Annotated in this window: 20 protein-coding genes; 4 read left to right on the forward strand and 16 right to left on the reverse strand. The window is 61.9% G+C overall.

The genetic code is table 11. The annotated features are described in order from the left end of the window. Positions 1-103 precede the first annotated feature (103 nt). The 3 genes from LUN51_RS11000 to lldD form a co-directional block, all read right to left on the reverse strand. A complete protein-coding gene (locus tag LUN51_RS11000) occupies positions 104-2959 on the reverse strand; it encodes an FAD-binding and (Fe-S)-binding domain-containing protein (RefSeq protein WP_277811281.1) in 2856 nt (951 codons plus the stop codon). Next, positions 2956-3591, reverse strand: a complete 636-nt coding sequence (locus tag LUN51_RS11005) for an HAD family hydrolase (RefSeq protein ID WP_246941617.1) — start codon at positions 3589-3591, stop codon at positions 2956-2958. The genes LUN51_RS11000 and LUN51_RS11005 overlap by 4 nt, the downstream gene beginning before the upstream one ends. A gap of 78 nt (positions 3592-3669) precedes the next feature. After that, positions 3670-4851 (reverse strand): FMN-dependent L-lactate dehydrogenase LldD, encoded by a 1182-nt coding sequence (gene lldD, locus LUN51_RS11010; protein WP_277811282.1) that lies wholly within the window; start codon positions 4849-4851, stop codon positions 3670-3672. Between the two features lie 389 nt (positions 4852-5240). On the opposite strand from lldD, the gene LUN51_RS11015 reads away from it, so the two are divergent. Continuing rightward, a complete protein-coding gene (locus LUN51_RS11015; protein WP_277811283.1) occupies positions 5241-6017 on the forward strand; it encodes a GntR family transcriptional regulator in 777 nt (258 codons plus the stop codon). Between the two features lie 33 nt (positions 6018-6050). Here LUN51_RS11015 and LUN51_RS11020 read toward each other — a convergent pair whose 3' ends face one another. The 3 genes from LUN51_RS11020 to LUN51_RS11030 all read right to left on the reverse strand — a co-directional run bounded on the left by LUN51_RS11020 (position 6051) and on the right by LUN51_RS11030 (position 8784). Further along, complete coding sequence (locus LUN51_RS11020) at positions 6051-6722, reverse strand: metal-dependent hydrolase (protein WP_277811284.1); 672 nt, start codon at positions 6720-6722, stop codon at positions 6051-6053. A gap of 127 nt (positions 6723-6849) precedes the next feature. Then, a complete protein-coding gene (locus LUN51_RS11025; protein ID WP_040240919.1) occupies positions 6850-7389 on the reverse strand; it encodes a gamma carbonic anhydrase family protein in 540 nt (179 codons plus the stop codon). A 54-nt stretch (positions 7390-7443) separates the two neighbouring features. Then, on the reverse strand, positions 7444-8784 hold the full coding sequence (locus LUN51_RS11030; RefSeq protein WP_277811285.1) for a sodium-dependent transporter: 1341 nt from the start codon (positions 8782-8784) through the stop codon (positions 7444-7446). Between the two features lie 154 nt (positions 8785-8938). Between LUN51_RS11030 and prlC the strand changes: the two genes are divergently transcribed. After that, a complete protein-coding gene (gene prlC / locus LUN51_RS11035; RefSeq protein WP_277811286.1) occupies positions 8939-10990 on the forward strand; it encodes an oligopeptidase A in 2052 nt (683 codons plus the stop codon). Positions 10991-11071: 81 nt separating this feature from the next. Beyond that, the gene (locus tag LUN51_RS11040) at positions 11072-11332 is read left to right on the forward strand and encodes a YheV family putative zinc ribbon protein (protein ID WP_277811287.1); all 261 of its coding nucleotides are present in this window, start codon (positions 11072-11074) and stop codon (positions 11330-11332) included. Between the two features lie 103 nt (positions 11333-11435). Here the strand turns inward: LUN51_RS11040 and sodC are convergent, their stop codons facing one another. The 4 genes from sodC to yddG all read right to left on the reverse strand — a co-directional run bounded on the left by sodC (position 11436) and on the right by yddG (position 15011). After that, positions 11436-11966, reverse strand: coding sequence for a superoxide dismutase [Cu-Zn] SodC (sodC, locus tag LUN51_RS11045; protein WP_277811288.1), 531 nt, complete (start codon positions 11964-11966; stop codon positions 11436-11438). A 72-nt stretch (positions 11967-12038) separates the two neighbouring features. Beyond that, positions 12039-12887, reverse strand: coding sequence for a methylenetetrahydrofolate reductase [NAD(P)H] (gene metF, locus LUN51_RS11050; RefSeq protein WP_277811289.1), 849 nt, complete (start codon positions 12885-12887; stop codon positions 12039-12041). A 153-nt stretch (positions 12888-13040) separates the two neighbouring features. After that, positions 13041-14057 (reverse strand): cation diffusion facilitator family transporter, encoded by a 1017-nt coding sequence (locus tag LUN51_RS11055; RefSeq protein ID WP_277811290.1) that lies wholly within the window; start codon positions 14055-14057, stop codon positions 13041-13043. Between the two features lie 57 nt (positions 14058-14114). Beyond that, entirely contained in the window at positions 14115-15011 is an 897-nt protein-coding gene (yddG, locus tag LUN51_RS11060) for an aromatic amino acid exporter YddG (protein WP_277811291.1), read from the reverse strand. 138 nt (positions 15012-15149) lie between these two features. Between yddG and LUN51_RS11065 the strand changes: the two genes are divergently transcribed. Next, entirely contained in the window at positions 15150-16079 is a 930-nt protein-coding gene (locus LUN51_RS11065) for an AEC family transporter (RefSeq protein ID WP_277811292.1), read from the forward strand. A 14-nt stretch (positions 16080-16093) separates the two neighbouring features. Here LUN51_RS11065 and LUN51_RS11070 read toward each other — a convergent pair whose 3' ends face one another. The 6 genes from LUN51_RS11070 to LUN51_RS11095 all read right to left on the reverse strand — a co-directional run bounded on the left by LUN51_RS11070 (position 16094) and on the right by LUN51_RS11095 (position 21232). Further along, on the reverse strand, positions 16094-16816 hold the full coding sequence (locus LUN51_RS11070; RefSeq protein ID WP_277811293.1) for a helix-turn-helix transcriptional regulator: 723 nt from the start codon (positions 16814-16816) through the stop codon (positions 16094-16096). Positions 16817-16830: 14 nt separating this feature from the next. Beyond that, positions 16831-17157 carry an AzlD domain-containing protein gene (locus LUN51_RS11075; RefSeq protein WP_277811294.1) on the reverse strand — a complete coding sequence of 109 codons (327 nt, stop codon included), beginning with the start codon at positions 17155-17157 and terminating at the stop codon, positions 16831-16833. Further along, on the reverse strand, positions 17154-17882 hold the full coding sequence (locus tag LUN51_RS11080) for an AzlC family ABC transporter permease (RefSeq protein WP_277811295.1): 729 nt from the start codon (positions 17880-17882) through the stop codon (positions 17154-17156). Before LUN51_RS11080 ends, LUN51_RS11075 begins: the two co-directional genes overlap by 4 nt. After that, a complete protein-coding gene (locus LUN51_RS11085) occupies positions 17882-18415 on the reverse strand; it encodes a helix-turn-helix domain-containing protein (RefSeq protein ID WP_178998274.1) in 534 nt (177 codons plus the stop codon). The genes LUN51_RS11080 and LUN51_RS11085 overlap by 1 nt, the downstream gene beginning before the upstream one ends. 124 nt (positions 18416-18539) lie before the next feature. Then, on the reverse strand, positions 18540-20711 hold the full coding sequence (locus tag LUN51_RS11090; RefSeq protein WP_277811296.1) for a TRAP transporter permease: 2172 nt from the start codon (positions 20709-20711) through the stop codon (positions 18540-18542). 29 nt (positions 20712-20740) lie between these two features. Further along, positions 20741-21232 (reverse strand): DUF1850 domain-containing protein, encoded by a 492-nt coding sequence (locus tag LUN51_RS11095; RefSeq protein WP_277811297.1) that lies wholly within the window; start codon positions 21230-21232, stop codon positions 20741-20743. Between the last annotated feature and the right edge of the window lie 3 nt (positions 21233-21235).

Below are 21235 nucleotides of genomic sequence, written 5' to 3' on the forward strand. Positions count from 1 at the left end.
CTTCCACCGCTGGCCACGAAGTCCGTCGCCGGCAGCGGATGCGTACTTTACGGCCCACAGGGGCTGAACGCAAGGGGATGATTTAAAAATAGTCGCTTGCCACTTATGTGGCAACGTCTTCGACCACACAGGGGCGGCTGACTTCATGGAGCAGATCGAGAATCGAGCGATAGGGAATACCGGCATGCTGGCTCAGCCCCATCTCACAGGTGCGCGAGTTGGAGTAGCCTACCTCACAGTCACGCACGGCGTCAGCCAGCCCCTGTAGTGCAGCGGCATTCAGCTCAGGAACCATGAAGCCTTTATCGCCGGCAAACCCACAACAGGTGATCTCCGGCGGCACCACGACCTCGTCGGCGCAGTATGCGGCGAGGGCGAGGAACTTATCGCCCAACCCCATGCACGTACTTGAGCAAGTTATGTGCAATGCGATGCGCGCCTGCTTCGGCGTAATCTCCAGGCGCGGCAACAAGTGATCGTGTGCGAACGCGACGGGTTCTTTTACCGTCAGGCGCGCATCGAGCCGCTCACTCATACGCTGCGCACAAGGACTAGTATCGCATAGTACCGGATAACGCCCATTCTGGGAGGCCAGTAACAACTCGCGGTTGAGCTCGCGCGCCTTGTGATCTGCCTCGTCGAAATAGCCCCGAGATTGAAACGCCATGCCACAGCAAAGATGCCCAATCATTGCGGGAATGACGACCTCGTAACCGGCCTTCTCGAGCAACGCCAGGGTCGTGCGCGTCACGGCATCGACCCCATCATCCCCACGCGAGGCGCCGAAGACTCGCGTAGCGCATGCCGGTAGGTAGACGACCTTGTCACGCTTGCCACCGACTGTCTTTCCTGCCCGACGTTCCAGAATGCGTACCGGTGCGGGCGCTGGCAGTGAGGGAATCCACTGCGGCAGACGCTCACCGCTGAGTCGACGCACGCTCTGCGTCAAGGCGCTCATCATGCCCGTACCCAGCACACCGTGCGTGGTATCCGCGAGGCGCAACGCACCTCGCCCGATGCGGGTCGTGCCGGAAAAGTGACGCCCAACCAAGCGGGCCGTGCCGCCTCGCTCGACGACCTGCCGGTGCCGCCATCCACGCACGAGGTCACCGGTATTGATCCCGACCGGACACTGCGTGGCGCACAGGCCATCGGCCGCACACGTATCGATGCCCTGATATTGATAGGCGTCGCGCAGTGTCGACAGGCGCGATGCGTCCTCCTGCCCATCGGAGGCTTCGAGCCGCGCCATTTCGCGCTGAATCACGATACGCTGGCGTGGTGTCAGGGTCAGATCCCGCGACGGACATACCGGCTCGCAGAAGCCGCATTCGATGCACTTATCCACAATGGGGTCGGCGGCAGGCAGTGGCTTGAGGTTGTGGATATGCTGCTCGGGATCGCGACTCAACACGACGTCAGGGTTGAGTACATTATCCACGTCGAAGAGCGCCTTGATACGCCACATCAACGCATACGCCTCGGCGCCCCACTCACGCTCGACATAAGGCGTCATGTTGCGCCCCGTCCCGTGCTCCGCCTTGAGCGAGCCGCCATACTCGTCGGCCACCAGGGTCGCAACGTCCTCCATCAATGCGGCGTATCGCTGTATCTCGGCCGGCGTCTCGAAGCCCTGGGGAAAGACGAAGTGCAAATTGCCTTCCAGCGCATGCCCGAACAGGATGGCGCCCTCGTAGCCATGGCGCCGGAATGCCTCGGTCAACGCCGCCACCCCGGCCTCGAGACATTCGATCGGGAAGGCGACATCCTCGATGATGACCGTGGTTCCCACATCGCGCACCGCGCCCACGGCAGGAAACAGTCCCTTGCGCACTTTCCAGTACCGCGCGTACTCCTCGGGATCCCGCGTGAAGCCCAGCGGCTCCAATGTCTTGATGCCCTCGAGCGCCGCGTGCGTCGCCGACATACGCTGAGCCAGCGTCGCCTCATCCTCGGCACGCACATCGATGAGCAGTGCCGTGGCAGCGGCGGGCAACGTCTTGAGGCGCCCCAGCATGCCTGGACTCCCCTCAACCGAGCGCAAGGCCGCTCGATCCATCAATTCGACCGCCGACACTGGCGCCGACTTGAGCGCGAGCGTGGCCCGACACGCCGTCGCCATGTCAGGGAAGAAGGCCAACGCCGCCGTTTTCAAGGGCGCGTCCGGCACGGTGTCGTAGGTGATGGCGCTGATGAAACCCAGCGTTCCCTCGGAGCCGATCATCAAGTGGGCGAGAATGTCGAAGCCATCCTCGAAATCGACCAGGCTATTGAGCGCGTAGCCGGTGGTGTTCTTGAGCCGGTACTTGTGACGAATGCGCTTGGCCAGCGGCGCATTCGACCGCGTCTCGCGCCCCAGCGTCTCCAGCGCCTCGAGCAGCTCGCCATGCGAGGCACGGAACGACGCCCGACTGTCCGCGTCCGCCGTATCGAGCAGCGTGCCGTCGGCGAGAATGACGCGAATGTCACGCAACGTGCGATAACTGTTCTGCGCCGTGCCGCAGCACATGCCCGAGGCATTGTTGGCGGCGATCCCTCCGATCATGCAGCTATTGATCGAAGCAGGATCGGGGCCGATCTTGCGCCCGTAAGGGGCCAGCAACTGGTTGGCGCGGGCCCCGATGATGCCGGGTTGCAGGCGGATCGCCCGTCCCGCGTCGAGGATGCGGTAATCGCGCCACCCCTGGTTCAACTGTATGAGCACCGAGTCGGTCACCGCCTGCCCGGAAAGCGACGTCCCTGCCGTGCGAAACGTCACCGGCAGGCGTCGACGCCGGCACTCGGCGAGCACGCCCATCAGCTCTTCTTCGTTGTCGGGACGGACGACCAGTTGCGGGATCAATCGATAGAAGCTGGCATCGGTGCCATAGGCGAGCAATCGCAGCGGGTCGTCGATCAGCTTGTGCGCGGGCAACCTTTTACGCAGCGCTTCAAGCAGCTCTCTATAGGGCGCTTTCATCGTGGATTCCGATTATCAGCCGGCGGGCGCAGTGCTTCGAACTCGGCGAGGGCATTCCGAAGTTCGTCCAGGCCACGCACCTGGGTCGCCGTCATGCCCAAATCACGGGCAGCATCGACGCACTCGGGGTTGTCGTCGAAGAAACGTACCTGGCCGGGCACCACGTCGAGCGCGCGACAGACGAACTCGAAGGCCTCGGGGTCAGGCTTACGCGCGCCGATCTCATGCGAGGCAAAAGCTTTCTCGAAGGGCAAATCAATACGATAGTCATCGACTAGCCGCCGCCAGTGAACGGGGTTGGTGTTGCTGAGTATAGCGCGACGATAGGCGGGACGGATGCGCTCGACCAATGCCATCGCGCCCGCATAGGGTCCCCGCATCCAGTCGTCGAACACCGCCAGGAATGCCGTTGGCGACATGTCCAACTCGAGTGCCTCAAGCGCCGCCCGGGCAAAGCGTGTGCCATCGTCCCCACCAGTTTCGAACGGCGTGATCGCTTCGAAGCCCATCCAGAAGCGCCGCGCCTGCTCGGCATCGAAACGCCCCTGAGTCAGCTCGACTAGCCCGGATGTGCCACGCCAGTCGACCAACACCCCGCCAGCGTCGAACAGCAATACCGTCTCGTCAGCCATCGACTTCCCCTCGTTCATGTCTCAACACCCTAAGCATGACCCACATCCCGTTCACGACAAACATGAAAGGCGCATCGATCATTCCAATAGCGGCGAAAGCGTGCGCTCGATCGACGCCGACGCCTGGCCCGGCACCAATGAGTCCGGCCCGAGCTCGGCGATGGAGCGCGCACCGGTGAGCGTCATCGCGACACGCATCTCCTTCTCGAACAGCTCGAGCAGGTGGGCAACGCCCGCCTCGCCGGCGGTGGCCAGCGCATAGATATAGGCACGCCCCAACAATACAGTATCAGCCCCCATGGCGATCATCCGCACGACATCGAGCCCATTGCGCACGCCGGAATCGGCCAGGATGGCCAGGTCGCCCTTGACCGCATCGGCGATGGCCGGCAGGGCACGCGCTGTGGAGGGCACACCGTCGAGCTGACGACCGCCGTGATTGGACACGACGATGCCATCCGCGCCGAAGCGCACCGCATCACGGGCATCCTCGGGATCGAGAATGCCCTTGATGATCATCGGCCCGTCCCAGAACTCGCGAATCCACTCCAGGTCCTTCCAGGAGATAGCGGGGTCGAAATTGTTACCGAGCCAGGCGATATAGTCCTCGAGCCCCGTCGGTTGTCCGCGATAGTCCGAGACGTTACCCAAATCATGAGGGCGGCCATGAAGGCCCACGTCCCAGGCCCAGGAAGGATGCGTCACGGCCTGGAGCATGCGCCGAGCCGCCGCATGCTTACCGCTCATGCCGGAATGCGCATCGCGATAGCGCGCCCCCGGCACGGGCATGTCGACCGTGAAGACCAGCGTCTTGACACCGGCGGCCTTGGCGCGCTCCAGCACATGCTTCATGAAGCCCCTGTCCTTCAACACATAGAGCTGGAACCAGAGAGGGCGATCGATGGCCGAGGCCACCTCGTCGATGGGGCAGACCGATACCGTCGACAGCGTGAACGGGATGCCTTTCCCGGCTGCTGAGCGCGCTGCCTGTACCTCGCCGCGTCGGGCGTACATCCCGGCCAGCCCCACGGGGGCAAGGGCAACTGGCATGGCGAGGGATTCGCCGAACAGTTCGGTCTCCAGGGACAAGCTGGACATGTCCTTCAGCACGCGCTGACGCAACGCGATACCGGCAAGATCCTCGACATTGCGTCGCAGCGTACGCTCGGTGTAGGCGCCCCCGTCGGCATAGTGAAATAGAAAGGGCGGAATACGTCGCTTGGCGGCTTGGCGGTAGTCCGTAGAGGCTGAAATGATCATGACGAACCCTGTGCAAGTGATGCGCTATCGTTGAATGGCCCTTGAAGAGTCGTGCCGAGCGCTTGGAGAGTGGTGGTAACAGAGTGATTAAGACATAAAGTGGTCAAGACATAGGCGGACGAAGAGATGGAAGCGGCACCTCACCACCTTTCTTTATTGGTTTTACCAATTTACAAAAAGAGATGGATATAACTCTATGAGCGTGTACTGAAGAGTGTCAATAAAGAACCCATTTATGGCACAAAAATGGGCTTAAACTTTAGTCAAGACCGTAGTGTCAGGCCCTATACGAAGGCTGGAGTAGCGCGGGAAGATTGCGTAAAATTGGTAATACCATTTACTGGTTGGTTTTACACCTGTCATCAACCACCGAGTAACGAGCGACACTCATGGCCCCACAACACCTCAGACAACCGCGTCTTGCCGACGTAATCACCGAGCGACTCGAGGCCATGCTGCTCGAAGGCAGCCTCAAGCCGGGGGAGAAGCTACCCCCCGAGCGGGAACTGGCCGAGCATTTCGGTGTGTCGCGCCCTTCTCTGCGCGAGGCCATCCAGAAGTTAGCCGCACGCGGCCTGCTCACCAGCCGCCAGGGCGGCGGCACCTTTGTCTCCGAACAACTCAACAATAGCTATAGCGATCCGCTCCTGGAAATGCTGACGCGGCACGGTGAGTTCAATCTCGACCTGCTCGAATTCCGCGACGCCATGGAAGGCATATCAGCCTATTACGCCGCCCTGCGTGCCACAGCCGACGATAAGGCCATGCTGCAAACGCGCTTCGAGGCGCTCGAAGCCAGTTACCGACACCCCGACCGAAGCAGCGACCCCATGCGCGAGGCACGTGCCGACGCGGCCTTTCATCTGGCCATCGCCGAGGCAGGACACAACGTCCTGCTGCTGCACACCATGCGTGGGTTGTTCCACCTGCTGGAAAAGAGCATCGTCGCCAACTTGGCCCACCTGTTCGAAAAACCTGATTCTCGCGATCGTCTCATGGATCAACACCGTGCATTGTTCGAGAGCATCGTCGCCGGCAACGCCGACGAAGCACGGGCACGTGCCCACGAACACCTGGCCTTCGTCGAGAAGGGGCTGCTTGAGCTAGAGCGCGCCGAGACACGCGCTCAGCGCGCGCAACGCCGTTCCCAAGGGTTGCCCGAGTAGTCTACTCGACGCTGCCTCGTCAGGCGCACCAGGTCACAACCATGACGCCACGCCCCGATTCACCAGCGCCAGCAACGTGGGCCAGGGCGGTAGCCACGGCGCCAGGGCAATACCCAACAACAGCCACAGCACGGCGTTGCCAGGCTCTCGGTAATCGAAGAGCTTGAAGGCGGTACCGAAGGAACGCTTGAGCCGCGAGCCGACCAGATCAACGCTGTACAGCTCGTCGAGCAAGAGATGGACCAGCGCCCCCCCACTTAGCGCCAGGCCTTGGGCCCAGGCCATCGGTGCAGGCTGGGCCAGTAAGTGGAAGCTCATCGCAGCTGTGCCCATGCCGCACAACAGACTCGCAAGCAACGAGTGCCAGATACCGCGATGCACGGTGAAGCGCTTGAAGATCGCGCCGGCCAGGTAACGCACGCCGAGATACAAACCGCCACATGCCAGGACCAATGGACCCGGCGCAAGGCGCGATTGCAGCCATAGCGCGCCGGCAATCACTGCCAGGACGGCCAGCAGGGTGAAAATCAAACGAATGGCGTGCGAATGATCGGAGTCGATATCGGGCAGGATGCCGCCAAACGCCGTCAATATCGCCAGAGGCCAGCCCTCGTTGAAGCTCCATAGGCTTGCCTGCCAGCCAGCATAGGCGGCCAACGCGCCACCGCCCAAGGCAACGCCGAAATGTGTGCGAAAGTTGGCCATGGCCCGCCCGGGACGCCCTCGACAATACTGGATGAAAAACCAGATTATGGGGCTTCATGACGAGACAAAACAATGCGTTAAGCAAGAAAATACCGCCTCGGGGGGCCTGGCACATGCGGACGCGTCGTTATACGGGTGGCTGGGCCAGGTACTCGTCCTTGAGTTTTACGTAATTCCCCGCCGTATAGGTGAAGAACGCGCGCTCGGCCTCCTTGAGCGCCCTGAGCGGCTTCGCGGGATTGCCCGCATAGACCTGCCCGCTTTCCAGGCGCTTGCCCGGCGTTACCACCGCCCCGGCAGCGATGATCACCTCGTCCTCGACGATCACGCCATCCATGACCGTAGCGCCCATTCCCACCAGCACACGGCTGCCAATGGTACATCCGTGCAGCAGTGCCTTGTGACCCACCGTCACGTCATCGCCGAGCGTTAGTGGATGGCCGTCGGGGTTGTAATCGCTGGCATGGGTAATGTGCAACACACTGCCATCCTGAATGCTGCAACGCGCACCGATACGGATGCGATGCATATCGCCACGAATCACGGTCATCGGCCATACCGAGCAATCGTCACCCAAGGTGACATCACCCAGCACGACACATGCCGGATCGATATAGACCCGCGCGCCCAGGCGCGGCGTCGTCCCTTTGAACGTCCGCAATGTCATCCACTCTCTCCTTATTCCATGCATGGTGGTGAGGCAGTTCACGATGGACGGGCATCACCATAGCGCCGACAACAGCACGATGACGACCAGCGGGATCGACACATAGCGTACCAGCCCACGCCATAGCCGGAACCCACCGGGGCCCGCGTCCAGCGACCGCATGGCCGTGTTCGCCGGCATGATCCAGGCGGCGAAGATGGCGATCAACAATCCGCCGATGGGCAGAAAGAACTCCAGCGGCACGGTGGTCACCAACTCGAAGAAATTCATGCCTGCCAGCCATTTCACCTCCGACAGACTCGAGAACGAGAACACCGACAGCAAGCCGACCAACCACACCGATGAGCCGATCAGCGCCGCCGCCTTGCCGCGTTTGAGACCGGCATCGGTCAAGATCGCCACTAACGGCTCGGCCAAGTTGATCGACGAAGTCCATGTCGCCAGCAGCAGCAACAGGAAGAAAACACCCAGCCATAACGGCCCGCCCGGTAGGTCAGAAAAGGCTATGGGCAGGGTCACGAACATCAGCCCGGGCCCCTCAGCGGGGTCCATCCCCTGCGAGAACACCACCGAGAAGATAGCGATGCCCGCCAGCAGCGCCACAGCGACATCCAGCACCGCCACCGCCGCCACGGCACGCGGTAGACTCTGATGATCGGGCATGTAGGCACCATAGGCCATCAGCGCGCAGGCGCCTACCGCCAGGGTAAAGAAGGCGTGTCCCATGGCATTGAGCACCACGCTCAAGGTGATGGCCTCAAGATCGGGCGTGAATAGCCACGCCATCGCGGTGCCGAAACCGTCGGTGGTCACAGCGTAACCGACCAGCACCACCAGCAGGATGTAGAGTAGCGGCATCAACAGGTTATTGAGCCGTTCCAGGCCGCCTGAAATACCCGCCGCGACCACCGACATGGTCAGCAACATGAACAACGTATGGTTAAACGTCATGCGTAACGGATCGGCGAGGAAGGCATCGAAACTGGCGCCGATCTCATCCGGCGTACGACCGCTGAAATTACCGTTGACCGACTCGATCAAATATTCGATCGACCATCCCGAGACCACCGAATAGAACGACAGGATGAAGAACACCGTCAACGCCCCGAATAGCCCCAGCCAGCGCCAATGTGGCGATACCCCCGCCTGGCGCGCCAGATGTGCCAGGGCATGCATAGGCCCGCGGCGTCCGGCACGACCCACGAGGATCTCGGCCATCATGATCGGTAGCCCCAGGATCAGCACGAACACCACATACAGCAGCAGGAATACCGCCCCGCCGTTTTCGCCCGTCATGTAGGGAAAACGCCAGATATTACCCAGGCCCACGGCCGCCCCGGTCACCGCGAGAATGAAGGCTCGTCGCGACCCCCAGCGTTCCAGCGTTTCACTCATGGCGTTGTACCCTTCATTACGACCTGGCGCCCCACACGGCGCCGAAAGCGCCAAGCCTAGCAGGCGCGCGGTTGGCGGCCAATCACACCGACATTGAAAGCAGCCGGGCCCACCCCCACCTATGCTTCATTCACACGTTCATATCGAGGTGCCCATGTCACGCAACCCCTTGCTCGAATCGCATGTTCTGCCACCGTTCGATGACATCCAGCCCGAGCATGTAGTGCCGGCCATCGAGCAGCTTCTGGCAGAGAATCGCCGTGACATCGAGGCCCTCGCCAATCAGTCGCAGATCAGTTGGGAGAGCCTCGCAGCGCCGCTCGAGGCACTCAACGACCGCCTCTCGCAGGCTTGGTCGCCGGTATCGCACCTCAATTCCACCATGAACAACGAGGCGCTGCGCGAGGCGTATCAGGCCTGTCTCGCCATGCTCTCCGACTACAGTACCTGGCTAGGCCAGCATCAGGGGCTGTTCGAGGCCTTCATGCGCCTCAAGGAAAGCGGCGAATACGCACGTCTCGAGGAAGGCCAGCAGCGCTCCATCGACAACACCCTGCGTGACTTTCGCCTCGCCGGGGTCGATCTACCCGAAGACAAGAAGCGCCGCTACGGCGAGATTCAAGCGCGCCTGTCGGAGCTCGCCAACACGTTCTCCAACCATGTGCTCGACGCCACCCAGGCATGGCACAAGAACTTGCCCGACGACTCGCGCCTGGCCGGTCTACCGGAAAGCGCACTGGCCACGCTCAAGGCCAACGCCAAAGCCAAGGACGTCGAGGGATACCGCATCACGCTCGACTTCCCGAGCTTTTATCCAGTGCTTTCCTTCGCCGACGACCGCGCGCTACGCGAAGAAGTTTATACCGCCTTCGTGACCCGCGCCTCGGACAAGGGCCCGCAGGCTGGCCGCTTCGACAACGCGCCGATCATCGAAGAGAGCTTGCGGCTGCGCCACGAATTGGCCGAACTGCTCGGCTTCGCCACCTACGCCGACTATTCGCTGGCCACCAAGATGGCCGACTCTCCCGAACAGGTACTGGGCTTCCTCGGCGACCTGGCCGATCGCGCACGCCCCCAAGCTCAGCGCGAGTTCAATGAGCTGGAAGCCTTCGCCCGCGAGTCCTTGGGGCTCGAATCGCTCGCGCCCTGGGACGTAGGCTACGCCAGCGAGAAGCTTCGCGAGGCACGCTACGCCATCTCACAAGAACAGCTACGCCCCTATTTCCCGGCCCCCAAGGTCATTGAGGGGCTATTCCGGGTCACCGGCACGCTCTACGGCATTCGCTTCGCCGAGCGCGACGACGTGCCGCGTTATCATTCCGACGTACGCTATTTCGAGATCCTCGACCATGACTCCCCCATCGCCGGCTTTTATCTCGATCTTTATGCCCGCGAGGGCAAGCGTGGCGGTGCCTGGATGGACGAATGCCGTGTGCGCCGCACCCGCGAAGACGGCAGCCTGCAATTGCCGGTCGCTTACCTGACCTGCAACTTCACGCGCCCAGTGGGCGGCAAGCCGGCGCTGCTCACCCATGATGAAGTACTGACGCTGTTTCACGAGTTCGGCCACGGCCTGCATCACATGCTGACGCGCCAAACCGTCGCCGATGTTTCCGGCATCAATGGCGTCGCCTGGGATGCCGTCGAGCTACCCAGCCAGTTCATGGAGAACTTCTGCTGGGAGCGCGAGGGGCTAGACATGATCGCCGCGCATGTCGATACCGGCGAGAAGCTGCCCGATGCTCTACTCGACAAACTTCAGGCCGCTCGTAACTTCCAGTCGGCCATGGGCATGACGCGCCAACTCGAGTTGTCACTGTTCGACTTCCGCCTGCACCATGAACTCGAAGCGCCCGATGCCGGCGAGGTACAAGCCCTGCTCGACGACGTACGCGACAAGACCACTGTCACGCCGCGTGTCGACTTCAATCGCTTCCAGAACGGCTTCGGACATATCTTCGCCGGTGGCTATGCGGCGGGCTATTACAGCTACAAGTGGGCGGAGGTGCTCTCGGCGGATGCCTACAGCGCCTTCGAAGACGCCGGCATCTTCGATGCCGCGACGGGCAAGCGCTTCCGTCAGGAAATCCTTGAACGCGGTGGTTCGCGCGACGCTGCCGCGCTATTCAGCGCCTTTCGCGGCCGCGAGCCCAGCATAGAACCGTTGCTTCGCCACTCCGGCATCGAGAATGCCGACGCGGCCTGATAGCGTCTTATGCACTTCCGCTTTTGCAATCCTTTTCCAACCGGGCTGCGTGCCCGGTTGCCATCGTGAGAGGACTCCAAGATGACGGCCAACCCCAAGCGCTTCATCGCTGGCGCCATCTGCCCGCGCTGTGCGGCCATGGACCGCATTCGTGCCTGGGAGCAGAACGGCATCCGCTATCGGGAATGCGTGTCCTGCGATTACCTGGAGCAGCTAGCCATCGATGAGAATGGCTTCGCCGAAAACCTCGCCACGCGTGTCAACCAGCCCCGCGAGGACGACACGTCCGACGACATCCAAACCGTACGCCTAATCGATCCGAGTGACGGCAAGACGCACTGATCCCGGCTAATGCCGCCTGACCACGGTGTAAAGCAAGACGTATGAAAAAGGCTCCCGTTGGGGAGCCTTTTGGTTACCTACCGACTTTGTGCCGAGAAAGCGATCAATCGGACAACGTACCGCAAGCGACGCGCTTGCCGCCGCCACCCAGCTTAGGCTCGTCGGAATAATTGTCGCCGCCGGCATGAATCATCAGGGCGCGACCGTCCAAGTCGGAGGCTTCAAGACGCGGCGCCAACACCGGTGTCGTAGCGTTGCCGTCCTCGTCGACCATCAGCACCGGCAAGTCACCGAGGTGTCCTTCCGCGTATGGGCCCTGGTGCGTGCCCGTGTCTTCAGGGTCGTAGTGACCGCCAGCGGCGCCGCCCGGCACCGTTTCACCGTCTTTTTCCGAGGGCTGGCAACTCGGGTTCATGTGCACGTGAAAGCCGTGCATACCCGGTTCGAGGCCCGAAAGATCCGGTGTCAGCAGCAGGCCGTAATCGGTGTCCTCAAGGGTGACGCTGCCGACGCTGTCGCCGGTGCCCTGGGCATTGACCTGGTGCATCTCGATGTCATGTTCCGCTGCCTGGGCGCTTCCCAGCATCAGCAGGGCACTGCCGATACCGAGCGCAATACGAGGGGTACGTAGCATGCCTTTCTCCTATCCATGGGTGAGACGTCTACCCCTGTCAGGCTAGATGAAGAGCACGCTATACGCCATGCATCAGCTCTCGCAGCGCAGGTTGTCGAGCACTCGCAGTGCCGGCGTCGCCTGGTTGAGCGTGTAAAAATGTAGCCCCGGGGCGCCGCCGTCGAGTAGACGCTGACAAAGATTCGACACTACTTCCTCGCCGAACGCCTGGATGCTCTCACTATCGTCGCCGTAGGCCTCGAGCTGCTTGCGGATCCAACGCGGAATATCCGCCCCGCAGGCATCCGAGAAACGCGCCAGCTTGGTGTAATTGCTGATCGGCATGATCCCCGGCACGATCGGCGCCTCGACCCCCAGCGCGCGGGCCCGCTCGAGAAAATGGAAGTAGGCGTCGGCGCTGAAGAAATACTGCGTGATGGCGATATCGGCACCGGCTTGCATCTTACGCACGAAATTCTGCAGATCGTGCTCGTAACTGGGCGCCTGGGGGTGCATCTCGGGATACGCTGCCACCGCGATCTGGAAATGATCGCCGGTTTCCTCGCGGATGAACTCGACCAACTCATTGGCGTAACGCAACTCGCCCATGCCACCCATCCCAGAGGGCAAATCGCCGCGCAGTGCAACCAGGTTGGTAATTCCCGCCTCGCGGAAACTCTCCAGGCGCTCGCGCAATTCGCCCTTGTCGCTGCCGATGCAGGACAGGTGCGGCGCAGTGTCGATGCCGCACTGGCGCACTGACTTAACGGTTTCGAAGGTCCGCGCCTGAGTCGAGCCCCCTGCGCCGTAGGTCACCGAAAAGAAACGCGGACGCCGCTCGGCAAGCATGTCGCGCACGCCTTTCAGCTTTTCCCGCCCAGCGTCGGTATTGGGCGGAAAGAATTCAAAGCTGATGCCCAGCGGATGTTCGCGAGTACTCATCGATGCAACCCTCTTCATGACATGGCGCGACCGACATCGGGTCACGTTCGTATTCGATGCCGCGCATTCTGCCGATCCCCGCCCGCACTGACCAATGAAAGTTTCGCGGCTTGGCATTAATCCGGATCATAGCGCACACGCATACCGCCTGGCTCAGGGGTGCGTGGTCGACGTGACCTGGCAGTCGCCGCCTGTCAGGCAGGCCTCACCTTCGACTTGCAGGGTGGCATGATTGATCCCGAAGCGTTCCTGCAAGCGCGTATAGGCGGCCTGGAGCATCGCCTGGTGTGACATGTCATCGCGTACCACCAGATGCAAGCTGAGCAGAGGGTCCTGCGGCGTCAGCCCCCAGACATGCAGGTCATGCACACTCACCACACCCTCGATGTCTTCCAGCGCCGTCCGAATCTTGTCGACATCGACGCCTTCCGGCGTGCCTTCGAGCAGGGTATGGGTCGAGCGACGCAGAATTTTCCAGGCTGCGCGCAGAATCAAGGCCGCAGCCAGCACCGAGAGCAAGGGATCGATGGGCGTCCATCCGGTCAGCATGATCACCAGCGAGGCCGCAATCGCCGCCACTGACCCCAGCAGGTCGCCCATCACGTGCAACAGCGCCCCGCGCAGGTTGAGATTCTCCTGATCACCGCCGTGCAGGATCTTGAACACCATGAGGTTCACCAACAAGCCGAGGATCGCGATGGCCATCATCGGTCCGGCCAGCACGTCCACCGGCTGCGTGAAGCGCTCGATGGCGGCGATGAAGATCCATATCGCGATGCCCAATAACGTCAACCCATTGATGAAAGCTGCCAACACTTGGAAGCGCTGGTAGCCGAAAGTACGCCGCTTGTCCGGTGCCTTGCCTCCCATGTAGAAGGCGAACAACGCCAGCCCCAGCGAAAAGCTGTCGCTGAACATGTGCCCGGCATCGGCCAGCAGGGCCAGCGATCCCGACACCCAGCCGCCGATTGCCTCCGCCAACATGAAACCGGCGGTCAAGTACATGGCAAACTTGACGCGCTTGGCGCTATCCGCGGTGACCGTGGGCGCGTGGTCGTGGTCGTGGTCGTGGTCGTGGTCGTGGTCGTGGTCGTGGTCGTGGTCGTGGTCGTGATCGTGATCGTGATGATCATGCGCCGCATGATCGTGACCGGAAGTCGAATGTCCCATGCCGTCCTGCCTCTGGGTGGTTTTCCTCCAGTGTAATGTCTGGAGTGGACTTCAGGGTCAATCCGTCGATCTTGTACCACGTCGAGGCACGCGTAACCAGCCACTGCCGATGAGCATGCCCAGCGTGATCAGGCCTGCCGCCAGCACTAACCAGGCGGTTGCCGAGGCATAGCCGGTCGCGATCAACACCAGTGTGGATAGCAGGGGCGTAAAGTAGGCCAACAGCCCTAGCAAGCGCAGATCGCCATGCTTGACGCCTACATCCCAGGTGAAGAAGGCGCTTCCTACCGGACCGAGGCCCAGACCAATCACGCCCAGCCATCCGATACCTTGCGGCCACCGAGAGGGCTCGAACAACCAGTGACACAACGCCGCCAGCACGGCGGTCGCCAGGCAAAAGCCCCCCACAGCCGCCGTGGGCACCGCGCGGTTGGCGCGCGATAACACCGAGTAACCGCTCCACAGAAAGGCACAGGCAAAGGCGGCGACGTAGCCCACGGCGCTACCCGAGGCACTGACATCGCCTCCCACCAGCAAGGCCGCGCCCACGAATCCCAACAGCGCGCCCACGACGTGGCGTGCACGCAGTCGCTCGCCAGGCAGCAGCGCCACGAACAACACGATCAAAAGCGGCCATAGGTAGCTGATCAACCCGGCATTGGCCGGCGGTGCATTCTGCTGGGCGACGAAGTACAGGGCGTGATAGCCGAACAGCCCACCGACACCCAACGCCCAGACGCGCGGCGGCTGACGCAGCGGCGCCCGTAGCGACTCGCCACGTAGTCGCAACCAGACCATGAAGCACACGAATGCCAGGCTGAACGCCAGCGCGGTGAGCAAAAACGGCGGCACAGGGCCCGCCAATTGGGTCAACGCCGCCAACAAGGCCCAGTTGAGCACGGTAGTGGCGCCGATCAGCGTAGCCCGGCGAGACGCGGACGACTCGAGCGACATGATGAACTCCCATGTGACATGAACGCGAGCTCCCAGGCTGCCATGCCCACACGCCACAAACTTGTCGAATCCTGACCCAAGGACTGCCAAGCGCCGTCTATAACGGGCATCATGGGCGTTCATTATCAGGAATGCTGCATGTCTCAAGTCGATCTTTCCCAACCGCTATGGATGCTGCTGATCTTCGTGGCATTGGGCTGGCTATGCGCGCGCCGATTGGCCATCGATCCACGCCCCATCGCGACGTTGCTGATCTACCTCATCGCGCCGCTGACGTTCTTTCGCGGGCTTTATCTGGGCGAGCCTTCACCGGCCTTGCTCGGTCTTACGGCGGGCATGTTCGCTCTGGCCAGCGTTCTGTGCCTGGCAACCCACGCCGTCGTGCGACGTTACTTCGCCCCGCAGGAAGCCGCACTGCTGGCATTTTCCGCCGGCACCGGTAACACCGGTTACTTCGGGCTGCCCTTGGCCATGGCGTTGCTCCCGCCTGAGGGCGTCGCCGCCTACCTGTTCTGTCTGCTAGGCGTCACGCTCTTCGAATTCAGCGTGGGCTTTTACATCAGTGCCCGGGGGCAATTTTCAGTCCGCGAGAGCCTTGGAAAGATCGCCCGCCTGCCATTGCTCTATGCCTTCATCGCCGCCCTGCTCGCCTATCATCTGCCCTGGTCGGTGCCCGGCGCCGTGATCGAAGGGCTCGACTACTTCCGCGCCAGCTATACCGTACTCGGCATGATGATCATCGGCATGACGCTGGGCGGCGTCTCGATACGCGCGTTCGACGGGCGCTTTTTGGGTGTCTGCATCGCCGCGCGCTATGTGATGTGGCCTTTGGTGATGCTAGGCCTGGTGCTCGCCCTGCAAGCGACAATGAGTATCTCATCGACGCTGGCCGGCGCACTGCTTTTGCTGGGCGTGGTGCCCATGGCGGCCAATGTCGTGGTCATCGCCATGGAGCTGAACATACGCCCCGCCAAAGGCGCCATCGCCGTGCTGCTGACGACCATGGCAGCGCCGTTGATTATTCCGCCCTATCTCGACCTTCTCTGGCAAATCACAGGACTCGGTTAGCGCACCGGCTATCGTTAATCTGCCGACTGTCGGCGTTGCCGCCACTCGCGCGGTGACAACGCATGGCGGGCGCGGAAGGCACGCGAAAAATGTGCGCTGTCGTGAAATCCACATGCCTGGGCGATCTCGGTGAGGGGACGGTGAGTATCCTGCATCAGCATGCAAGCGCGTTGAAGGCGACGCTCTATCAGCCAGGCATGCGGCGAGGAACCGGTGAGGGTGCGAAAACGCCGCGCGAACGCCGCCTCCGCCATGTGGCAGCGCGCCGCCCAGTCACGCACACGCCAGGGCGCCGCCAGATCCGCCTCGACCTCCGGCAGCAAACACAATAAGCGCAAACGCGGTTCGGTACGCGTCGTGCGCCCCATTTTGAGCAGCGCATGGAGCCGCCTCGCCAGCACGTCAGGACGCGCGTCGACGAGAGCAGAGACATCCGCACGCACAGTCGACGGCAAGCGGCGCGATGTGACATCGCCAAGCCCCGCCTCCTCGCACCATGCGATGGGCAGGTCGAGCACCAGCGTACGGTTGTGGCCCGGCGCTAAATAGTGGTGCTCGTTACCGCTGGCGATAGTGACGAGCCGTCCAGTATCCACGTGCGCGCCGCGTCCGCCAGCTTCCAGCTCGACAGCGCCCTCGAGCCCGATCAGCCACTGATGAAAGCCATGGCGATCGGTCAGCACCCGGTCCGGGTAGCGGCGTATCTCGGCGGTGGGCAGTAAGCATTCATTCGACATGGCAACGGCTCATCTCAATCGGCCAGGACCCAGCCGGCCGCACCATAGACGCCGGCGCCGACTAACGTGGCCAACCCTACGTTAGGCGTCAAACGCTGCACCAGCAACACTGCCATCGCGCCCAGCCCCAAGCGCACCCCGCCGCGCCAGTGCGGCGCCTGCCACCATAGATCGCTCATCGAGAGAACGATCAACGCCGCAATGGCGGCAAGCCCCAGCGCCCCGAGAAAGCGGCTCAGCCTGCCCTCACCACGCGCCAGGCGCGTCCCGTAAAGCAGCGGCAGATAACGTATCAGAAACGTACCCGCCCCCGCCGCGATCACGATGCCCCACCATGTCATGTCGTCGCCTCCTGAGAGCATTCGGTACGGGATCGACGGCTTCCCACCAAGGCACCCGCCAGCATGCCGACCAGCAGGGCCACATGCCCCGGCCACCACATCATTCCCAGTAGCGTGGCGCCGGCCGCCACCGCCACCACCGGCCATCGCGCACGACGCCACGCCTGCGCCAGCAAGGCCAGGAACAGCGCGGGGAGCACGAAGCCGAGTGCCTGCGCCACGTAGCCGCCCTCGCTTGCCCATCCCGCCCCCACGCTGGCGCCCAGCGCCGTACCGCCGACCCAGGCTAGATAAGCGCCCGACGCCAGGCCCAGACACCAGGCTGGCTCGAGAGGCCGCGAGGTCCCCTTGGCCATCGCCGTGGCGAAGACTTCATCGGTCAGCCCGAACGCCAGCCAGGGCGCCAGGCGACGCGGTAATGCCACGAGTCGTGTTGCCAAGGCTGGACCATAGAACAAGTGGCGTAGATTCATCATCAATACCGCCGACAACACCACGAGCCCGCTGCTACCCGCAGCCATCATCGCCACCATCACGAACTGGCTGGCGCCGGCAAAGACCAGCAACGAAATACCCACGGCCTGCCATGGCGTCAGCCCGGACTGCACGGCGATGACCCCGAACGAGAACGCGATCGGCGCATAGCCGACGACCAGCGATAGACTCGCGCGCAAGCCTTGGCCGGCTGAGCGCCAGGGCGTCGAGATTGCCCCTTCGAGACTCATCAAGCCACCTCGTCATGCGGATACACGATGCTGACCACGAGCCGTGTAGTGTCCAGCAGGGCTTCATAGCGATGCTCGACATCCGCCGCGAATTCATGCCCTTCGCCCGGCCGACACACAGCCAGCGCATCGAGCGCCCCCACGCGCAACGTGCCCTCGATCACCATGACATGCTCCCGCACGCCTCGCGGATGCGCCCGCGAGATTTTCATTTCCCCCGGCGCTAGCCGCATGAAGTAGACCTCCACCCGGGGCGACTGCTGCCCTCGCATCATCAATTGCACATCGCCGCCACCGGGTTCGCTGACAGTCATGCCATCTTCGCCCTCGGCGAGCAGCTCACTAAAAGCCACACCCAACGTATTGGCCAGCGTCCAGAGCGTTTCGATGGTGGGATTTCCTTTGCCGGCTTCGAGCTGCGAAAGCGTCGATTTGCTGAGTGCGGCCCGTTCGGCCAACGCGCTCAATGAATAACCCCGCATCTCGCGGAGGCGGCGCAAGTTGGCAACAATGACGGGACTCGGTGATGACATGTCGTGTTTACCATAAAGAACGATACTGTTCTTTTTAACGAACGACAGGCTAAAAAACAAGGGCGCCAGCCGGCGCCCCTGATTATCAATACGCATTATCGACATGCGCAGTCGCACTCGCTTGTCACACCGTCTCGGGTTGAGTCTTCTTGGCCAGCAGGAACAAGACGGCCGTAATTGCCGCACCGACGATATCGCTGATCAAGCCAGGGTAGATTAATGTCAGCGCCCCGACGGCTGCCAGCAGGCGCCAGAACGGGTTGAGCGGCCGACGCAGATAACCTTCCACCGCCACGGCCAGCAACAAGACGCCGACCACACCAGTGACAACTACCCACAGGATATTGCCAAGCGTGGCATCGATCATCAGCATGCTGTGCGCGAACACGAACATATAGGGCACAACGAACCCGGCGACAGCCAGTTTCATGGCCTGAAACCCCGTGGCATTGGGCGAGCCGCCGCTGATACCGGCACCCGCATAGGCTGCCAGAGCCACCGGCGGGGTCAGGTTGGCGAACAACCCGAAATAGAACACGAACATGTGCGCCACGAAGATCGCCGTCTCGTTACTACCCGCCAATTCACGGAACAGCGGCAGGTTGAGTAGAATCGGCGCCGCCATGGTGCTGGTGATGATGTAGGTGGGAATGCTCGGCAGCCCCATCCCCAACACGATGGACGCGATCATGGTCAGAAACAGCGTGACCAGAAGCTGAATCATGGGAATCGGAATCTGCTGCCCCAGGGTGACCACGGCATCGGCAGCGTCCAAGGCGATGCCAGTGAGCGTGGCGATACCCACGATGATGCCCACCGCACCACAGGCAACCGCTACCGGAATGGCATTGCGCACGCCGTCGTGCATGGCATCACGGCACTCGGCGATATCCATTTTTTCCGCCACCAGGCCAAGCTTGGCACGCACGGCATTGATTGCCACCGGCACCGCAATGATCAGGAACAGAGCCCAGCGACTCGCCGGCATGTTGGGCTGTGCATAATCGGCAAACAATGCCCGTAGTTGCGGCTCGAAGATCAAAAGCGCCAGAATTGCGCTGACACCCATGGTGACCCGACGCGTGCCGCAGATCAGCACGGTGGCGGCAATCGACCAGAAGGCTGCGAAGAACGGCGCTCGGCCATCGAACAGCAGCCACAGCAGCACCACCATCGGCACCAGCAGATGGCCTCGCTTGAGCATCACGGCCTTGAGCGGCGTCAGCTCGGAGCGTGGAATCCCCTCGAGGCCATTGCGCAGAGCACGTAGGTGCACCTGGAACAACACACCCAGATAGAACAGCAAGGCGGGGATGATCCCGGCCAAGACCACTTGGGTGTAAGGTACCGACAGAACTTCCGCCATGATGAAAGCAGCCGCACCCATGATAGGCGGCAAAATCTGCCCGCCAACACTCGCCGAGGCCTCGACGGCACCCGCGAAATTCGGCTTGTAACCGGTGCGTTTCATCAATGGAATGGTGAAGGCCCCGGTAGTCACCACATTGGCGATCGCCGAACCGTTGATCGAACCTAGAAAACCGCTGGCGATGACCGCCACCTTGGCCGGCCCACCGCGTGTATGGCCTGCCACGGCAAGCGCCAAGTCGTTGAAGAGCTGGCCCAGCCCGGATTTACCCAGGAAGGCACCGAACAAAATGAACAGAATGATATAGCTGGCCGATACGCCGATGGCGGTACCCAGCAAGCCCTCGGTGATGAACACCAGATGCGACATGATCTGGCGGCAGGTAGCCAAGATGACCGACTCGTTCAACTGCGGATAGAACGACAACTTGGCGTAAAAACCGTAAACCAGGAAAATCGTCGCCAGCAGCGTCAATCCCCACCCAGTTGCGCGCCTGGTGGCATCGAGCACCAGCAGAATGGCCAGAAAGCCCACCAGCATATCGACATCGTTGATGCGTCCCGCCGAGGCAATGACGCGATCTGACACCACCAGCATGTAAACGCCGACGCCAAACGCCAGCACCGCCAGAATGGCGTCCCCCCACGGCACCCGGTTACGCGTACCCTTGCGGGTCAACGGATAGAGGATGAACGTCAACCCCAACAGGGTATACAGGTGGATACTGCGCTGTGCTACATCGACCAGCGGTCCCGAGAACGAGGTATACAGGTGAAATAGCGCTAGCAATATCGCCAGGCCAGTGACGAACTTGACCACCAGCCCCGGCAACGCATCACGTACCAAACTTTCACGGTCAAACTTTTCCAGCGCTTCCTGGACCGCCTTATCGTCATCGGCGGCTGGTGCACTTTTATCTTGAGACATAGAGATTTTTACCCTCGCAAGGCGAGTCATTACGACAACCAGGGCCGCACCAATGCCGGCAATACTCGCCAGAGTGGAGCCCTGCGGACGCTAAACGTGTAAATCGGCGGCGGAGAGGCATGCGATAACGCGAACATATACCCGGCATAGCGCATGCGATAATGCTCAGCGGATGCTGCCTGAACGGCGAGAGGGTCCACGATGCGGTCGATGCCCGTCATCACCACCCAGCCATCCTCGAGGTGTGTTTCCTTGCCGGCCGATGCCGGCACGCCTGCCCCAAAGGTTTTGAAACGAGTGCCAGTGATCTTGATCGCACCACCTTCGGTCACCTCGAACCACTCTTCCCAGTCTTCCTTCTCGACCGAGTGCGTCCAGCGCAAAGTGAACGATGTCCCTTCCCAACCCGGAAAGGCATAGCGCCATTGCGACCCTTCGCGTACTGCCAACCAAGGCCATGGATACAACATGGTGGCGATCGTGATCGCCACCATTGCGCTACTCAGCCAGACTTTACGCATTAC

Origin of the sequence: Chromohalobacter canadensis (assembly GCF_029544075.1) — a bacterium.
Lineage (GTDB): Bacteria > Pseudomonadota > Gammaproteobacteria > Pseudomonadales > Halomonadaceae > Chromohalobacter > Chromohalobacter canadensis_A.